At 46.6% G+C, this 18,261-nt stretch carries 15 protein-coding genes and 1 pseudogene; 14 read left to right on the forward strand and 2 right to left on the reverse strand.

Going from position 1 to position 18,261, the window contains the following annotated elements:
• Positions 1-9 precede the first annotated feature (9 nt).
• The 8 genes from OCU60_RS19540 (at position 10) to OCU60_RS19575 (ending at position 9,004) form a co-directional block, all read left to right on the forward strand.
• Complete coding sequence (locus OCU60_RS19540) at positions 10-651, forward strand: amino acid ABC transporter permease (RefSeq protein ID WP_074373024.1); 642 nt, start codon at positions 10-12, stop codon at positions 649-651.
• 99 nt (positions 652-750) lie between these two features.
• A complete protein-coding gene (locus OCU60_RS19545; protein WP_074373025.1) occupies positions 751-1,479 on the forward strand; it encodes an amino acid ABC transporter ATP-binding protein in 729 nt (242 codons plus the stop codon).
• A 177-nt stretch (positions 1,480-1,656) separates the two neighbouring features.
• Positions 1,657-2,514 (forward strand): MurR/RpiR family transcriptional regulator, encoded by an 858-nt coding sequence (locus OCU60_RS19550; protein WP_074373026.1) that lies wholly within the window; start codon positions 1,657-1,659, stop codon positions 2,512-2,514.
• A 132-nt stretch (positions 2,515-2,646) separates the two neighbouring features.
• Positions 2,647-3,651 (forward strand): bile acid:sodium symporter family protein, encoded by a 1,005-nt coding sequence (locus OCU60_RS19555; protein ID WP_074373027.1) that lies wholly within the window; start codon positions 2,647-2,649, stop codon positions 3,649-3,651.
• A 14-nt stretch (positions 3,652-3,665) separates the two neighbouring features.
• A complete protein-coding gene (locus tag OCU60_RS19560) occupies positions 3,666-4,871 on the forward strand; it encodes an amidase (protein WP_074373028.1) in 1,206 nt (401 codons plus the stop codon).
• Positions 4,868-6,436 carry a gamma-glutamyltransferase family protein gene (locus OCU60_RS19565; RefSeq protein ID WP_074373029.1) on the forward strand — a complete coding sequence of 523 codons (1,569 nt, stop codon included), beginning with the start codon at positions 4,868-4,870 and terminating at the stop codon, positions 6,434-6,436. The genes OCU60_RS19560 and OCU60_RS19565 overlap by 4 nt, the downstream gene beginning before the upstream one ends.
• Before the next feature lie 35 nt (positions 6,437-6,471).
• On the forward strand, positions 6,472-7,704 hold the full coding sequence (locus tag OCU60_RS19570) for a pyridoxal-phosphate-dependent aminotransferase family protein (protein WP_074373030.1): 1,233 nt from the start codon (positions 6,472-6,474) through the stop codon (positions 7,702-7,704).
• Between the two features lie 61 nt (positions 7,705-7,765).
• On the forward strand, positions 7,766-9,004 hold the full coding sequence (locus OCU60_RS19575; RefSeq protein ID WP_095533303.1) for an allantoate amidohydrolase: 1,239 nt from the start codon (positions 7,766-7,768) through the stop codon (positions 9,002-9,004).
• Positions 9,005-9,152: 148 nt separating this feature from the next.
• Here OCU60_RS19575 and OCU60_RS19580 read toward each other — a convergent pair whose 3' ends face one another.
• Positions 9,153-9,908 (reverse strand): DUF3307 domain-containing protein, encoded by a 756-nt coding sequence (locus OCU60_RS19580; protein ID WP_074373032.1) that lies wholly within the window; start codon positions 9,906-9,908, stop codon positions 9,153-9,155.
• The gene (locus OCU60_RS19585) at positions 9,901-10,551 is read right to left on the reverse strand and encodes a hypothetical protein (protein WP_074373033.1); all 651 of its coding nucleotides are present in this window, start codon (positions 10,549-10,551) and stop codon (positions 9,901-9,903) included. Before OCU60_RS19585 ends, OCU60_RS19580 begins: the two co-directional genes overlap by 8 nt.
• Positions 10,552-10,874: 323 nt before the next feature.
• On the opposite strand from OCU60_RS19585, the gene OCU60_RS19590 reads away from it, so the two are divergent.
• The 6 genes and pseudogenes from OCU60_RS19590 (at position 10,875) to OCU60_RS19615 (ending at position 18,259) form a co-directional block, all read left to right on the forward strand.
• The gene (locus OCU60_RS19590) at positions 10,875-11,216 is read left to right on the forward strand and encodes a GNAT family N-acetyltransferase (protein WP_074373034.1); all 342 of its coding nucleotides are present in this window, start codon (positions 10,875-10,877) and stop codon (positions 11,214-11,216) included.
• A gap of 105 nt (positions 11,217-11,321) precedes the next feature.
• Positions 11,322-11,477, forward strand: coding sequence for a hypothetical protein (locus tag OCU60_RS19595; protein WP_159439460.1), 156 nt, complete (start codon positions 11,322-11,324; stop codon positions 11,475-11,477).
• A 438-nt stretch (positions 11,478-11,915) separates the two neighbouring features.
• Positions 11,916-13,487 (forward strand): ABC transporter substrate-binding protein, encoded by a 1,572-nt coding sequence (locus OCU60_RS19600; RefSeq protein WP_074373035.1) that lies wholly within the window; start codon positions 11,916-11,918, stop codon positions 13,485-13,487.
• A 60-nt stretch (positions 13,488-13,547) separates the two neighbouring features.
• The gene (locus OCU60_RS19605; RefSeq protein WP_074373036.1) at positions 13,548-15,656 is read left to right on the forward strand and encodes a methyl-accepting chemotaxis protein; all 2,109 of its coding nucleotides are present in this window, start codon (positions 13,548-13,550) and stop codon (positions 15,654-15,656) included.
• Positions 15,657-15,729: 73 nt separating this feature from the next.
• Positions 15,730-16,122, forward strand: a pseudogene (locus OCU60_RS19610) (AAA family ATPase); the annotation flags it as partial.
• Between the two features lie 586 nt (positions 16,123-16,708).
• The gene (locus tag OCU60_RS19615) at positions 16,709-18,259 is read left to right on the forward strand and encodes an S-type pyocin domain-containing protein (RefSeq protein WP_074373037.1); all 1,551 of its coding nucleotides are present in this window, start codon (positions 16,709-16,711) and stop codon (positions 18,257-18,259) included.
• Positions 18,260-18,261: the final 2 nt, after the last annotated feature.

The raw sequence follows: 18,261 nt of genomic DNA on the forward strand, positions 1-18,261 counted from the left end.
ACATTCAGGATGATGCAGTTTACCGATTGGGATATCTTCCGTAACCTCCTGCTGGCGGCGCGCTGGACGTTATTGTTGTCTGTGTATGCCTTTATCGGCGGTGGTCTGGTCGGATTGGGGCTGACCTTATTACGCAGTACGCGCAACCCGTTGTTTACCCGTTTGATTCAGCTCTATGTTGAACTGTTTCAAGGGACACCGTTATTGATGCAGCTCTTTCTGGCTTTCTTTGGCCTGTCGCTGCTCGGTATCGAAGTCAGTGCATGGTCGGCAGCGATTCTGGCGTTAACGTTATTCAGCAGTGCGTTTTTCCATGATATCTGGCGGGGATGTATTGAATCCTTACCCAAAGGTCAGTGGGAAGCCTGTCGGACGCTGGGGCTGACTTATCTGCAAACGATGCGACATGTGATTTTCCCGCAAGCAATGCGCATTGCGATTGCCCCGACAGTGGGGTTCTCGGTGCAAATTGTCAAAGGGACTGCCTTGGCATCGATTATTGGTTTCGTCGAATTAACCAAAGCCGGCACCATGCTCAACAATGCAACATTTCAGCCGTTTAAAGTGTTTGCCATGGTGGCGCTGCTCTATTTTGCAATTTGCTTTCCTTTATCGATGTTTGCCCGTTATCTCGAATCACGCAAGGTTTGAGGTGTATTGGTATGAAAAGCGCACAGCCTTGCCAGAAGAACAGGCAATCAGAACCACTGAAATCAGGACGATTTACTCACAGCTCGGAGGCGAAGCATTATGTCACTCATTAGTGTTGATCAGGTTCATAAGTTTTATGGTGAAAACCATGTATTGAAAGGGGTAGACCTGAAAATTCAAGCCGGAGAAGTGATCTCGATTATCGGCCGGAGTGGCTCAGGAAAAAGCACGTTGCTGCGGTGTATGAACGGTCTGGAAACCTATCAGGAAGGCGCGATCATCGTCGATCAGCAAGCCGTAGAAAATGATGAATATAAACTGCGTTTATTGAGTCAGAGTGTTGGCATGGTCTTTCAGAGCTTCAATCTGTTTCCTCACAAAACCGTTGGTGAAAATGTCATGCTGGCACCGAAACTGGTGCAGAAAAAAACGACCGCAGCCTGTCAGCAAATTGCTCGCGAATTACTGGAAAAAGTCGGACTGGGCGATAAATTTGACGCCTATCCGGGCAATCTTTCCGGCGGCCAGCAACAGCGCGTGGCGATTGCTCGTTCACTGGCGATGTCCCCGAAAGTCCTGTTATGTGATGAAATTACATCAGCGTTGGATCCTGAACTTGTCGGTGAAGTGCTGAAAGTGCTTGAACAACTCAAAGCGGAAGGGATGACGCTGATTTTAGTCACCCATGAAATGAATTTCGCCCGGGATGTCGGGGATCGGGTCGTGTTTATGAACGAAGGTAAAGTGTGGGAAACCGGGCCGAGTGAAGCGGTGTTCGCTAATCCGCAAACTGCGGAGCTGAGAAGTTTTCTCTCTGCGGTACTTTAATGTTTTCTGGGTTAATACCAGTTGATTTACACCGATTGATTTACACCGATTGATTCACACATTCGGGATAACGCACTTGAGTCAACGCATATGGGTTAACCCTTGATAAAAACCAGATTGCTGTATAGCGCGCGTCAGCATTCACCATCAATTGCCTGTAAGGAGAGAACATCAGCTATGAATGACCAAACCCATGATGTCAGTCAACCCGTTCATCAGTCATCGGCAAACTGTCCGCTCAGTGAACGGATCACCCGGCATTATGCCAGTCTGACAGACAATAACCGGCGTCTGGCGGATTACCTGCAATTGAACCCGGAAAAGGTGCTGATGTTATCCACCAGCGAGATTGCTGAAGCGTGCCAGGTCTCGAAAACCAGTGTCAGTCGTTTTATCCGCAAACTGGGCTATGAAGACCACCTTGCTTTACGTCAGGAGTTGATGATTGAGCGGGATAATGGTCAGCCGGTGATGATGACGACACTGGATGACTCTGAATTCAATCATGAGTTGCGGGCTCTCGAAAAACTCTGGGAACAACTGACTCAGCAGGATCATTACGCATTAATTGAGAAACTGGCGACGGCAAAACGGATCAAAATTATCGGCTATCGCAACAGTTACCCGCTGGCGATGCATTTTCGTCAGCAGCTCATGCAGTGTCGGACACAGGTTGAGTTATTGCCGTTACCCGGTCAGACGATTGGTGAAGATCTGGCATCCATTGAGGACGATGATTTTACGATTGTGATCGGTATCCGTCGGCGGGTGGCAAATTTTGAGAAAATAATGTCTTTTCTGGCATCGCGGGAGAGCTTACTGATTACCGATCAGTCCGGGCAGAAATATGCGCAGCAAGCTGGGCACTACTTTATCTGTTATATGAATAATGAGCTGCCGTTAGACAGCTATACGGTGCCGATGAGCTTGATTTCACATCTGGTCAATCAAACGTTTTTACACTTAAAGAGCAAATCGACGCAGGTCAGTCGAAAAATCAGTATGAACTATGCTCAGCTCAACGAATTAGAGTAAGTCAGATTGGCACATGCAAGACGATGAATATGATAGTTAGTAACGTAATCGCTAGTAACGTAATCGTTAGTAACACAATGAATAGTAAGCAACACAACAGCAAGCAACACACAAGCATGGGTATAAACAAGAATGAGTATCATCAATAAATTAAAAAAAGAGTGGTTTCTGGTTGGTATGGTGGCCGCCATCTTGCTGGCGACTGTTTCTGAGCAGGTGGGGCGTTCCGGTGGGTTGATTCATCTCGACAAACTGACCGGGATCGGCGTCGCGATTGTCTTCTTCTTACACGGGTTAGGGCTGTCTCCGCAGAAAATTAAGCAAGGCGTGAGCAACTGGAAACTGCACGTGTATATACAGTTGGCGACTTACCTGTTTTATCCGTTACTGTGGGTTATTTTAGGGAATGGCATGCTGGCATGGATGCCGACGTCGCTTGCTTTTGGTTTCTGCTATCTGTTTGTGTTGCCCAGTACCATTTCTTCCTCGGTTGCGATGACCAGTGTTGGTAAAGGCAATGTCCCGGGGGCAATTTTTAATGCATCACTTTCCAGTATTCTCGGTGTTTTTCTCACCCCGTTGATGATTCAGTTCTTTATGGGCATGAAAGGGGTGCAGTTAGATCTGATGAGCTCGGTACTCTCTATCGCCAAACTGTTGTTAATCCCGATGATTGTCGGACAACTTGCCAGACCGCTGTTACTGAATTTTATCGAACGACATAAGTCTGTGGTCAACAAAGTGGATAAGTACGTTATTCTACTGATTGTCTATAATGCGTTTTGTGACTCGGTCGCAAATGGCATCTGGCAGAACTTCTCGGTCGGGATGTTAGCTACCGCCATTGGCATCTGTTGTATTGTGCTGTTGGTGATGGTTCATTCGATTCAATGGGGCGCGCAGCGTTGTCAGTTTTCGCGGGCAGATGAAGTAGCTGCGGTGTTTTGTGGTACCAAGAAAACGCTGGCGGCAGGGGTGCCGATGGCAACGGTTATTTTTGGTACCGACCCGAACCTTGGCATGATTTTGCTACCGATAATGCTTTATCACCCGATTCAGATTTTCTACTGTGCAATTCTTGCGAATCGGTATGCCAAACGTTATCAGCCAGCCAGTGAGGCTGCTGCTAACTCGTAAGCGGAGAAACAGATATGGGACAACATCAGGTCAGAGACCAACGTATTTATTGTCAGCAAGGGCCCGATTACCTTGCGGCAACGGATGATGGGGCATTATCCGGTTTGAGCTTTGTGTTTAAAGATTTGTTTGATGTCGCAGGCTATACCACCGGAGCCGGGAATCCCGCATGGCTGGAAAGCCATGCCTCGGCCAATGCGACTTCACCGATTATCGAAACCTTACTCAGTGCAGGGGCAACTTGTCATGGCCGGGTTCAGACCGATGAGCTGGCTTATAGCCTGAACGGACAAAACATCCATTACGGGACGCCCGAGAACCCGGCCGCGCCCGATTGTATTCCCGGTGGTTCATCGAGTGGCAGCGCGGTGGCCGTCGCTCAGGGGGATGTGGATTTCTCTATCGGGACAGACACCGGCGGTTCGGTGCGGATTCCCGCCAGTTATTGTGGCTTGTTCGGCTTACGTCCCACATTGGGAAAGTTTGATCTCGCCAATTGCTTCGAACTCGCCAAAAGCTTTGATACCGCAGGTATTTTTGCGCGGGATTTGTCCGTTCTGACGTCGGTTTATTGTGAGCTATCCGCAGAGACGCTCCCGGATACGGTTGATCCGGTTCCGACCCTCTATCTTGACCGTTTTATGGCTCAGCACCTGAATGAAGATCGCTATCAGCGGGTTCATGACCGTTGCCGTTGGGCCGGGATTGCGCTCGAAGAGAAAGATTTTATGACACAGTCCGAGTGGACGCTGGATGCACTGAGTCTGCTGTTTCGCAGCATTCAGGGCTATGAAATTATCCAGAAACATGGTCGTTGGCTGACGGAGCATGAGCGCTCGCTCGATCCTGCCATTTTAGAACGGGTCAAATGGGCGAGAACGGTCGAAGATAAAACTTATCAGCAAGGGAAGCTCCGCCAGAAAGCCTTCCGCATGTGGTTATATGCCCAGTTAGATGAACACGGTGGCGTCTGGCTACTACCAACCACACCTGCGGGGCCGCCATCACTGGCGATTACCCCGCAAGCCATGGCGGATTACCGGACTGAGTTGATGGGATTGACCGCCATTGCCGGATTAGCCGGGTTCCCCCAGTTACATTTGCCATTTCACGGGATGCATGATGGCCCTTGCGGGATGTCGTTACTAGGGCTACCGAATGAAGAGCCGCGATTATTGGCGATTGCAGCAAGACTGATGGCCGGAGAAAACAGTCAATGAAATATCAGACAGCATTTACCGCGCCCCATTATCGGGCCGCGGAAGTCGGGCAGAAAATTCTCGATGAGGGCGGTACCGCCAGTGAAGCGATGGTGGCTGCGGCTGCGATGGTGACCGTGCAGTATCCGCACATGAATAGCATCGGTGGTGACAGCTTTTGGTTAATTTGCCATCCGGGACAACAACCGATTGCCATTGATGCCTGTGGCGCGGCTGCATTGCATCTCGATCCGGCTGAATACCGTGCGCAAGGGGATGAATTACCCGCGAGTGGTGGCGCGGCTGCGATCACCATGGCCGGCGCGCTCTCCGGCTGGCATCAGGCCTTAGCGCTCAATCACCGCCAGCATACCTTGCCACAACTGTTGCAACCGGCAATTACCGCTGCGCGGGAAGGCATTGAAGTGACACAGAGTCTGGTCAATGCGAGCGAAAAAACGGTCGCGATGCTGGCGGATATCCCGTCATTTGCTCAGCACTATTTGCCAGGCGGCAAGACGCTTGAGATCGGGCAGATGCTGCGTAATCCGACATTGGCTACGACGTTTGAGCGGCTTGCAACAGCAGGATTGGATGATTTTTATCGCGGTGAGATTGCCAGGCAGGCCGCGGCGGATCTGGCGGCATTAGGCAGCCCGATCACGCTTGACGATTTCCATCACCATCAAGCCCGGGTGATGGCACCGTTATCGGTACAGACCGGTAAGGGCAGACTGTATAACTTCGGCGCGCCGACACAAGGTGTGGCTTCGCTGCTGATTTTAGCGATTTATGATCGTTTGGTCGCGCAGGCTGACAGTGAGATCGATCACATTCATCTATTGGTCGAAGCAACCAAACAGGCGTTTATTCTGCGCGATCAATACGTGACCGATGACGCTGACTTGTCGGTATCGCTTCAGCAACTGCTGACGGAGCAGAGCGTCACTGAGTGTGCGGCTCGTATTACTCTTGAGCAGGCTCAACCGTGGCCGCATATCGCCAAACCCGGTGATACGGTCTGGATGGGAGCGACTGACCAATACGGCACGATGGTGAGTTTTATTCAGAGTGTGTACTGGGAGTTCGGCAGTGGTGCTGTGTTGCCGAATCTGGGATTTGTCTGGAACAACCGGGCGAAAAGCTTTTCTCTCGATGCCACACATCACAATGTGCTGAAGCCGGGCAAAAAGCCATTCCACACCTTAAACCCGGCTTATGCTGCGCTGAACGATGGTCAACGGATCGTCTATGGCACCATGGGCGGAGAAGGGCAACCCCAGACCCAAGCCTGTCTGTTCAGCCGTTACGTGTATCAAGGCTATACGCTGGATGAAGCGATTGCCATGCCGCGCTGGTTACTGGGGCGTACTTGGGGTGACGATACGCATCAGCTGCGGCTTGAGCAGAGTTTATATCTGGCGTATCAGGATACATTACGCGAACGTGGTCATCAGATTACGCAAGTGAAAGATCAAAATGAACTTATGGGCCATGCTGGCGCAATCACGTTAGATGAGGGCGGCCGAGCCACCCCGGCAACGGATCCGCGCAGCGATGGCGATGCTTTGGTCGGTCCGTTTTAAGCCGACAATTTGAATCAGATTTTATGGAGAGATGTATGGAAACCAATCCGCTATTTGAAACCCTCAATCCGCCACAACGGATGCTGATGGGACCGGGGCCGATAAACGCTTATCCCCGGGTTCATCAGGCGATCTCATCAGCGTTGATCGGGCAATACGATCCGGTGATGACTGGCTATATGAATCAGGTACAAGCCCTTTATCGCAACGTGTTTGAGACACAGAATCCGCAGACATTTCTCGTTGACGGCACTGCCCGTGCCGGTATCGAGGCGGTGTTGGTGTCGGTGTTGCAACCGGGGGATAAAGTGTTGATTCCGGTCATTGGACGATTCGGCCATCTGTTGTGTGAAATTGCGCATCGGGTTGGTGCGACAGTGCAGACGATTGATATTGAATGGGGAGAGGTGTGTCCGCCGGAAAAAGTTGAAGCGGCCATTCGTGAATTCCAGCCGAAAATGTTGGCAACCGTACAGGGTGATACATCAACCACCATGAACCAACCATTAGCTGAGATCGGGGAAATCTGTCAGCGTCACGGGGTGCTGTTTTACTGTGATGCGACTGCATCGATTGCCGGGAATACGCTCAATGTGGATGAATGGCATCTTGATGCGGTTTCTGCCGGACTGCAAAAATGTTTGGGCGGCCCGTCGGGTAGCGCGCCGGTGACACTCAGTGAGCGTTGTGTTGCGGTGATTAACCGCCGCAAGCGAGTCGAGGCCGGTATTCGTACCGAAGCACATCAGGATGGTGAAGATACCCCGATTCTGTCGAACTATTTTGATTTAGCGATGGTGATGGACTACTGGGGGCCGGAACGACTCAACCATCACACGGAAGCGACCAGCATGTTGTACGCTGCCCGCGAATGTGCCCGGCTCTATCTGGAAGAGGGAGCCGCACAAGTGATCGCCCGTCACCAACAAGCCGGACGGGCAATGGCGGTTGGCCTTGAAGCGATGGGCTTAACCCTGTTTGGCAATCAACAATACAAAATGAACAACGTGGTCGGCGTCTATATCCCAGAGCAAATCAATGGTGAGCAGGCCCGCCAAGAATTGTTGCATCGTTTCGGCATTGAAATCGGCACCTCATTCGGGCCGCTCCACGGCAAAATCTGGCGGATTGGCACCATGGGTTATAACGCCCGTCAAGAATGTGTATTGATGACACTGGCAGCACTTGAATCTGTATTACTCAAAGCCAAAGTCCCCGTTGCAGCCGGTCAGGCCGTTGCGGCAGCAATGGATGTCTTCGGTGCCTGATTCAGGTCATCGTCAAAGCAAGGAAGAGTCATAAAATATGAGGCAATCAGAAGGAGCGCGTATGCAGGCAGCACCCCGGGCAACACAGGTGATGGAAAGAATTCAGACCTTAGCCTCATTCAGCGCAATGCCAAATGGCATTCTACGGGCTTATCTGACTGAAGAGCACCGCCAAGCGCATCACCAACTGGCGCAGTGGATGACTCAGACGGGTCTGGAAACGTGGCAGGATGAAGTAGGGAATCAGTGGGGCAGAAAAGTCTCGGCACATCCCAGTATGCCGACGCTGATCATCGGTTCGCACAGTGATACGGTAGCCAATGCCGGTGGTTATGACGGCCCGTTGGGAATTCTGCTGGCGATTGAAGCGTTAGATGCACTCAAAGACGTTGACTTACCGTTTCATGTCGATGTGGTGGCGTTTGCCGATGAAGAAGGCACCCGTTTCCAAACCACGCTGCTGGGGTCCAGCCCGGTTGCCGGGATGTGGAATCCGGCATTGTTAGAGCGTCAGGATAAGGACGGGGTCAGTATTGGCGAGGCGATGAATCGGTTCGGACTTGATCCTGATCAGGTGGTCAACGCGGCCCGAAAACCGGAAGAGACACTCGCCTATCTGGAGGTCCATATCGAACAGGGACCATTGCTGGAAAGCCTTGATCTGCCGGTTGGTGTGGTCACTGCCATTGCCGGCGCGAAACGGTTTCTCATCGATGTGTCTGGCGTTGCCGGTCATGCGGGAACTGTCCCGCTGCCGTTACGCCATGATGCGTTATGCGGCACCGCTGAGATGATTGCCTGCATTGAAGCATTTGCCACCGAGCATGAAATCGTCGCGACTGTCGGCAAGTGTGAGATACGCTCCGCTGCCGTCAATGTGATTCCCGGACAGGTGCAGTTCTCACTGGATATTCGGAGCCAGTCTCAACAAAAACTGGATCACTGTGCGCCATTGCTGATGGCACAATTAGCAGCCATTGCTGACAAGCGTGGTTTAACCATGACCCACGAACAGATCTATCAGGCACAGGCGGTTCCATGTAGTGATCGGTTACAACTGGTCTGGGCAGATGTGGTCGAATCAGCAACCGGGAAGGATGTCTGTTATCTTGCCAGTGGTGCCGGTCATGATGCTATGGTGATGGCAAACCTTGCCGAGATGGGGATGTTGTTTGTCCGCTGTGAGAAAGGCATCAGCCATAATCCGCGAGAAAATGTAGAGACTCAGGATGTGGCCGTGGCGCTGGAGTGCTTGATCAACATGATCTGCGCTCTTGCGCCATCTTGTGCCGGTATTTAACCACAAGCCAAGATCCTTCTTCGCCCGGACAAAGAAACACCGTCCGGGCATTTTTTTGTGTTGTACTTGGCTGAGTGAGTTGTTCAGCTTGTGGTCATCTCGGTTTACAGTGAGCGGTTCACGGTCATCCGTATAAAGCGGTGTGAACTCATTTCATTTTGATATCAAAGCCGAGTGAGACCAAAGTGCCGACCAGAGTGGCGATCACCACTGATAACAAGGAACCAATCAAAACATATTCGGTGAGGCTGCGACTGTCTGATTTGTTCAGTTCGCCGAATCTGAAAATTGATTTGGCAGTAAAGACAAAACCGACCGCAGCGTAACTCCCGACCAGCGTAAACGTCAGGATCAATATTCGCTCTAAATAACCGATCAACTCTCCCCCGGCGACAAGACCATTCATCTGCGGATGATTGGCAGTCACGGTAATGGAATACTTGTTTAAGATGCTGCCAATCACCACCGATGTCGGTTTGAGAATGAGAACATACGCCAAGGCGATCAGCATTCCGTCTGAGAACTTGTCATACCCGAGTATCGTGTCAATCGTGATATCCGTTGTCATATGAAAGGCAAGGAGCGCAAAGACCAGAACATGCAGGCTTTGATCCACCACAATATGCGTTAATTGATGTTCATGTCGCGTGGCTTGCCACAGGTCGATAGCCCAATGACTGAGTACCACAATCGCGATCAAGCAAGCTGTTGAGGGCCAATCCATCCCGAGCACCAAGGCCGGTACGGACAGCGCAACCCCCTGCAATAATGCATGGATATACAGTTCCGGGGCGCGATAAGTGGATTTTTGCTTGGCTGCTCGCCATCGTCCGGGCTGGAGGTAAAAATCACCGATCAGATGAATCAGCAAAAACGCGATGAAAACCGTCAGAAAATCAGACATTTTGGGGCCCTGCCACTTGGTTGATAAATTGTTGATTGAGTGTACTGATGAGTGGCCAGCCCGATGCTTTGAGTGATTTACTGACGGTCGCTGTAGCGACATCGAGCTGCGTCGCTAACTCACTAATCGATAAATCCTGAGCCGTTTGTAGCATGGGTAGCATCACTTCACACTGGCGTGCGGTTAGGTCGGTCAACTGTCGGTCGAGGTATTGAAAGAGTAAGTCAAACTGGGTATTGAGTTCGGCTCGGTCAGAACTGAAAATCAGCCGGTGGTTTTTTAATGACTTGAGCCCGCGCCCGGACAGGACAAATGCTTCTCCCATGGATTCTGAGACGGATTCACGCAGATCGGCATGCGTTGCGATGGCAAAGCTGATTCGGCTATCAAAGGCTTTGCCAAGCGCTTTAATCCCGAGCCGATAAATCAGGGTATAGCGCAGTGTGTTTTCAATATCATGCACCACACTCTGAAATTCATCCCCCCGGATGATACTGTGCGCATTGGATGCGTTTTCGGTACTCATCCATATTTGAATTTCTTTGATGCGTGCCAGTAGCTGCTCAAACTGGTCTGTACTTAGTTTGGTTGAATGAATAATATCACCGCTGATCACTGCAATTGCTTTATTAGTCACCGCCACAGAAAACTCCTCTCCGTTCCTCTGGGTTAATTTAGCTGTTTATAGCTAATGATGCAAATTTAGCTCTTTATGGCTAATTATGAAAATTTAGTGGTTGGCGGCTAAAGTGAGGCTTGGTGTTCGCAAGGCGTAAGCACTATTTCGTATAAAGTTACGAGGTTGCTAAACATACACAGCTAACGCTTCAGACGGATTCGCAACGCGTGGCATTTTTACCATGCGCTAAGTTTAGTGATTCAAGTGGTGTGCAGAAACATTGAATTGCGTTGATCACCACTTAAACTGGCATTATATATCTTGGTCAATTGAGGGAATTTACAAGGATGTACTTAAAAGAAGCAGAAGCTCATGAGCTAGATGCTATTTATGCCATGGGTTTTGATACGTGGCATGACGGTATGTTTAGTCTCAAAGATGACTGCTTTGGCTTGGGTTCAGTCGCGACGTATCAAAGCTTGCGTGGGAAAGGTTATGCATCCCATTTGGTCAATCTGGTGAAAGCCGAATTGTTCGTGAATCACAACTGCAAAATCTTATTCTTACATAGTGATATTGCCCATCAATTTTATAGTCGGCTTGATTTTGTGAGTATTGAGGGGGCTGATTGTATGTATATTTCAAGTAACTCTTCTGAGTTTGATGGTTCAATACCGACATATTTCTAGTTCAAAGTTCTACATATAACAAGATAATTAATTGGACTCCCGCTCTAATCGCTGACTAACCTTTGAGTCAGGCATCAGGCCAACCCCATTTCTACCCGATGAGTCATGGTAATTCGACAAAACCAAAAGACCGATAAAAATGATGCGCTTGCTATTGTTCAAGCGATTCTTCGCTTGCGCGAACAATTGTATCAAGCAGAAAAGTATCAAGCAGAAAACAGCGCTGAAAAATCAATCGGGTGGCTGACTCAGAGAATTTAACTTTTCGGTTGGTCGAGGTGAAAGTAAGTTGATTTAGACATTAGAATTGATGCTTGAAGATGCAGAAACTGGGTCGAGTTTTTCGTTGGCATACTTTAAATTACGGGCTCAGTCATACTTTGCTTACAAAAGCAATATATTGTTTTTGCACTCCCCCAAACAACTGCTATGCTTTTTTTAACGTAAATAAAAATAGATAAAAACACATGATATATCTGAAGTATTGACTCCAGTTATTGCCGTATAGGTACGTTAAGTCAGTAATGAGCTTAGGAATGTGATGATGCGAGAAAGTGAACAGAACGACGCATCTTCTTAAACATCGTAATAGATTAACAAATCGGACTTTTTGTCTGATTCAGTCTTTATTAATAATACTAGGTGAATAAGAAATATAATTCGTCATTCGCTCTATATTGCTGAATTTTGGAGAAATATATGTGTAGTTTATTTTTACGCAGCACATTCTCATTACTGTCTGTGTTTTTGATTTTATCGTTTTTACCGACGGCTGGTGCGGCACCAGTGAAAGGTTCACATGTTAAAATATATGTTTCAAGCCTTCCTTATCTTTACACATCTCATGCTGTAAATGGCGCACTTTTAAGACCCGCTAACAACGAACGTGGTTGGGAATACTATATGGCCACATCTCATTCGCAAATTAGCGATACTGTCTATGAATTTAAGCTACGTCAAGGTGTTCAGTTTCAAGATGGGACGCCATTTAATGCAGATGCAGTCATTGAAAATATGGAGTACTTTAAAAAGAAACCTTTTTTGTTTAGCAAAATCAATACCGTATATGACCATACGGAAAAGATTGACGATTATACAGTAAGGTTCTATTTAAAAGAAAAGTATGGAACATTCCTGAATGATGTCATCTGGATTCAATTTTATACCACAAAATATCTCAAAAAATTTGGCTGGAATGGTAAAGCAACCTGCCCGAATTTGGCTGAAGCCGGTCCTTATGGATTAGGGCCTTATATTCTGAGTGAAGGTTATATAGAAGGTGATAGAAAAACAGATAAAGCAGTATTAATTGCTAACCCTTACTACTATGATAAAGATTTAGTAAAAGTAGAAAAATTCACTATCTACACAAAGTTAGATCCCAAGGTTGCACTATATGATGTCATGGAATCGGAAGGCCACTTGGATATTATGCCAATCGACTTTTCTGATGTTAAATTAGTCAGCTCTTCTCCTTACGCTAAACTAATTACAGGGCCATCAACAGATAATATTGCCATACATATCAATATGGTGAATGGTAACGAAAAACTAAAAGATAGAAAAGTTCGTCTTGCTCTGAATAGAGCAATCGATCAGCAACAGTTATTACATCATGCATTTTCTGATTATGGTCAAATAAAGCCTACGTTAGCTTCACCCAATTTTCCAGGTGTTAAAGATGCTGTAAAAAATCTGAAGGCCTATTCAGAAATTGAATCACCAAAAGAAATACGGCAGGAATTAAAGCGCATTGTCGGTGGGCTAAAACTTAAAGTGCTGACACAACAGAAGTTCATGTTTCTTTGGCGTTCAATCGATCGAGATTTACGCAAAGTTGGTGTAAAACTTGATTTTGAAATTGTTGATGAAACGACTATTTTTGGACAAGTTCTGTCTACTAATGCGGGTAAGAATACAAAATCGTGGGATTTGATTGTGTGGGGCGATGATGATTGGTACTTCAATCATCCATGGGCTGCAACCTTTGTTTATCAGCCCAATAGTGTCTGGAGTACGATGCCAGCGGATCCTCTGATGGGTCAATATATTGATGAAATGTTTAAAGCAGCCGCCAACACGCCGCAATTCAGTGAAGTTATGACAAAAATGATTCATCATGTCTATAAAAATGCTTATATGCTTGTTGTACCGGCTCCAAACAAGGTTGTTGCAGTCAATAAGAAGGTTTCTTACACCCCATTACCAATGGCTTCTCTTCCACTATGGGAAATTGAGGTGAGTGATGATCACTGGTCACTAAAAAAATAATGAAGATACGTGGCCACTTGCTCCAATATTTGAAAAATTTATTTTTGTCGAGATTTTAATATGAAACTAAAACTTAGAAGTCAATTGTTACTTATTTTTTCTTTAATAGGGATATTACCTGTTGCAATTGTTGCGACCATTTCATTAATGAAATCGACTGCGGCACTGGAAAGTAACGCATTGGATCAGCTAATAAGTTCACGAGATGTTAAGGCGAACCAAATAGAAAGCTATCTTGATAGTGCAGAAAAAGATATTTCTATCCTATCAAATAGCAGAGATGTATATGAGTTGTTTCGTGCCTTACAAGTGTATCAAGAGTTAGAAGAAATTGTTTCTGAAAATGATAAGTTTGGCGTTGACAACATAGACTATAAAGCAATTTGGAAAGAAAGAAGTGAAAATCTATTAAAATATGTCGATGTCCTGGGCTATCGTGACCTTTTATTATTATCTGCTGATAAGGGGCATATTATTTATAGTGTGAAAAAAGGTGAGGAACTTGGTTCAAATGTGAAAAAGAACTTCGATGAAAAAAATCCAGTCTCAGTTTTATGGAGAAAAGTTTTAGACACAAAAGGTGTGACATTTCAAGATTTTACACCCTATAGCTATCGGGATAATAGTCCGAGATTCTTTGTTGGCGCGCCTGTGTTTAATTTACGTGGTGATACAATCGCTGTCGTGATTTTAGAGCTTTCCGGAGGCGTCATTAATGACATTATGTCTCAGCGTTCAGGGCTCGGAGAAACAGGTGAAACTTACCTCGTTGGTAAAGACAATTTAATGCGTTCCGACTCTTATTTGGATAGCGCACATCATTCTGTTGTGAATGCATTTGCCAATCCAAAAAATAATAAAGCAGAAAGTATCGCAGTTAACGCTGCATTGTCGGGTGAAACAGGCTCAAAATTAATCGACAGTTATTTAGGGCGTGAAGTGTTGTCTGCCTATGCACCATTAAAATTTGAGGGTGCGACATGGGCGATTGTGGCAGAAAAATCACGTGGGGAAGCTTTCGCATCGGTGAGTGCAATAAAATGGGCAGTCATGTTTTCAATGTTGATTACAGCCGTCATTATCATTGCAATCGGTATTGTATTGAGTCGCTCGATTACCAATCCTATTCTTAAAATGATCGACATTGTTAATCAATTGGCAAGTGGTAATGTTCGTAAGAGAGCAAACATAAAACGCTCAGATGAACTTGGAGATATGGCATCGTCGTTAGATAACTTTGCAGAAAAGCTGGAAACGGTTTTTGTGAGTAGTTTGGAAAAAATATCAGAAGGTGATTTGACGAGTAATTTAACGTCTAACGGCCAACAAGATGTTATCACTAATGCACTGATTAAAACCAATGCTGATCTGAAAAGTATTGTTACTGATATTTCAGGTTATACCAATAGCATCGTTGAGCAGAGCAATAAGGTCATGCTTTCCAGCGAAACAATATTGTCGAATACGGCAAGTTCTGAACAATCAATACAGTCGATTTCCGCGGCGATAGTTGAGGTTAACGAGCAGGTCAAGATTACTGCTAACACAGCGAAAGAAGCTGATGAATTGAGTCAGAAAGCGAAGCAGTCGGCTTCACTTGGGAGTGACCTTGTTAGCAAAACCGTGTCAGCGATGAATGATATCAGAGAGGCGAGCAGTAATATTTCTTCTATTCTTTCTGCGATAGAAGACATTGCAAATCAAACCAATCTGTTAGCCTTAAATGCGGCGATTGAGGCCGCCAGAGCCGGTGAAACAGGCAGAGGTTTTGCTGTGGTTGCAGATGAAGTGCGAGCTTTGGCAGCACAAAGTACAAAAGCGGCAAATGAAACAGCTAAGTTAATTGCAGTCGTGGTTGAAAAAACGCAAGTCGGTGCAGACATTTCTGGAAGCTCGTCTGAGAGCCTTAAAGAAATCGTTGACTCTATTGAAGTGGTATGTGACTTGATGGGTAATATTGCGGTTGCTTCCGAAGAGCAGGCTCGAACCATTGATGATACGAGTAGCAACTTAAATCGTATCGCTGATAAAAATGTTGAAACAACATCAGAAGCCAAAGAGGGCGCCGGGACTTCTCAGAAACTAACGGAGATGTCGTCTGGACTGAAAGGTATTGTGGAGAAATTTACCCTCGGTTCCGAATCCTCTCATTCTGGCCGTCGGTTGTAAGTGTCTTGCTTAAAAAATGAGACTATAACTAATTTTGTGCGTTTTCGGTACGTTATTGCCTTTCACTCAATTGATACCTTGGGTCGATAAGGGCGCAGTTCGAAACGAGATGGTTCTCGAAGAAATCAATAACTATGCGTGTTTTGGCAACATGGTGACGACCTTTTATGATCGCAGTATGATTGATTCATACGGGTACAGTCAGCTTGAAAATATACCCGTTTCGGATTTTTTATTAAATCAGTGTCGTGAATTGGTCTATCACCGAAAGGTTTTTATCTTCCCACCGTGGGAATCAATCTATGAAAATGACATCGAGCGGAAGCAAGACTTTCATGAAGCGGTAGCGACTTATCATGAGATGGTTGATGCCTACAAAAATTTTGGTTATGACTTAGTTGAAGTCCCAAAGGTTTCAGTTAAAGCAAGAGCCGAGTTTATCTTAAACACCTTGGATAACGGCTAGCACGATATCGAAAAACTCGGTAAACGAAATTGCGCGCCAGTGATTCTTGCCAAGATGCAAGCGTCACCAGAAAATCTTTGTTGTGTGGCTGAGTTGCGTGTTGTCCGGAAAAGCCTAACCATTCATCCGTGAATGATTTTCTTGGTTGGGTGGTTGATTTGAATAAAGTGAAACATTGAATCAACAAAGCTCAATTGATCGATGCTCTCAGGGTGAAAAATCAGGACGATTTTTCAGGATTGCCTGAGCAGGATGCGAATCAATCCGACCCTGATTCGGTGCGCTGAACTCAAAAAGATGCTTTTGGTTACTTTTGACATCTATCAAAAGTAACTGGGGCGCTTTCGGAGATGCTAATGAAATCGAGGAAAGTCATTGCGTCCCAAACCACAACCTAATGATAATAAGCAGAATTTCCCCCGTCTTCCCCGTTACCCCCATTCCAAAAATTACTTTTCCCCATCAGAAAGCTAAATTCAAATATGACTTATAAACTCTATTGAGTATAATCATTGACTCATATAAAACTGTATTATCAATAAGCTTTCATCCACAAAAAAGAATCACAGCATAGTCAACAACGTCAATGAACGATCAAACCACTCAAATTTACAACCTGATGAGATATGAATTTGCTCAAGTTGAAGGAGACTTCACTTCCCTACGCGAGTCAGATGTGAAATCTGTCATACCTGCCGGAATGCGCTTTGCTGATTTTCTCGAACAGCTTCGCAGCGGCCATCAAGTCTTACTGACGGATGTACCGTCGATTCCTTTGCTGATTCGGGATCGGGATGAGTGGGGCAATCAATACTGGCGAGTCAATCCCGAGGTTGAGCCTCAGCTCGACTGGCTGGCGTACAAGGCTTATACCGCGCGGGTTGAATTGGTCAATCATGGCATTGGTTCGACTTATTCCGGCAGTGTCAACGCCTCTGTGTATACCGAGCCTTATGTTGAACGCAATCAAGTGAAACTCACTTTAGCAGAGCGGTTGGCAAGGCAGCGTCAGGAACGATTACGAGAGTTGGATAAAATCCCATTGCCTTCATCCGCATGGCAGAACGCATTTAACAAACCGCCAGTCAAACCCTCCCGTTTTGCCAAATCTGCCCTTGTACCGAAAGGAACCTGTGATATCGGTACACAAAGAGAGCCGCTTTCTGCGCTGGGGGATTATGCGGCTTATACACTTGCTGTCGGGCTGGGGATTAGTGCTGCTTCTGAAGAAGCTTTTTTAACGCGTATTGGTGGTGCAGCACTGGCAGAGCTGCCGAACCTGACGATGAAAATTGTCGGTCGGGTGGGTATTCTGGCCGCATTTCTGCCCAGCCAGTTTGGTGACGGCACGCTGTACAATGAAAATGACCTGCTTGACAAAACCACGGTTGAAACCAATATCCGCTTAGGGTTCAATGCTGATAATCGGATTTACGGCTATCACGTCAATGGGGTGAATATTCCCAAACGTGAAGTGACTCGGGTCGGGGATAAATTCGTCGTTGCGTTAGAGCCGGATGTCACCATTGAATGGGTGCCGATCAGCGGTGATTTTGGCGGTAAACCGATCCTTGTCAATCCCATTCCTGACCTGCAAACTTACAATATCTGGGTGTATCCGGAGGCTGAGCAAGGTCAAGAATTTGATAACACCTACATCACGCCAATTGCTGATGCAGATTTACAAGACTATATTCTGACCTTTCCGGCAGATACCGGACTCCCACCACTGTATGTGGTATATAGTCATCAAGTGCGTCAACCGAATGGTCAGTATGGTGCGAGTAAATACCCCAAACCGGAGCTAAACCGAACATCTCTTCGGGCTGAGACCAAAAGACAGATTGAAGCCAATGCAAGAAAACTGAATGGTCAGTTTGTTGATAATAATGGTCGTGAGATCACTGACTGGCATTACGGACATAGGAAAGGCTTAGAAAATCGACGGATACTCAGAGCCGCTGATGAGATGGAAATGACGCAGGAAGAATTGAATGATTTTGTGAATTCACACCCTGACTATTTTCAGATTGAAGACGCCAGAACTAACCTTAGTCATGCAAACGAAAAACCGGGCAGCGATGACCTAGAAAAAATTCTTGAAGATATGGACAAATTTTTAGAGAAGAGACGATAAAA

This window comes from Vibrio spartinae (assembly GCF_024347135.1).
Taxonomy (GTDB): domain Bacteria; phylum Pseudomonadota; class Gammaproteobacteria; order Enterobacterales; family Vibrionaceae; genus Vibrio; species Vibrio spartinae.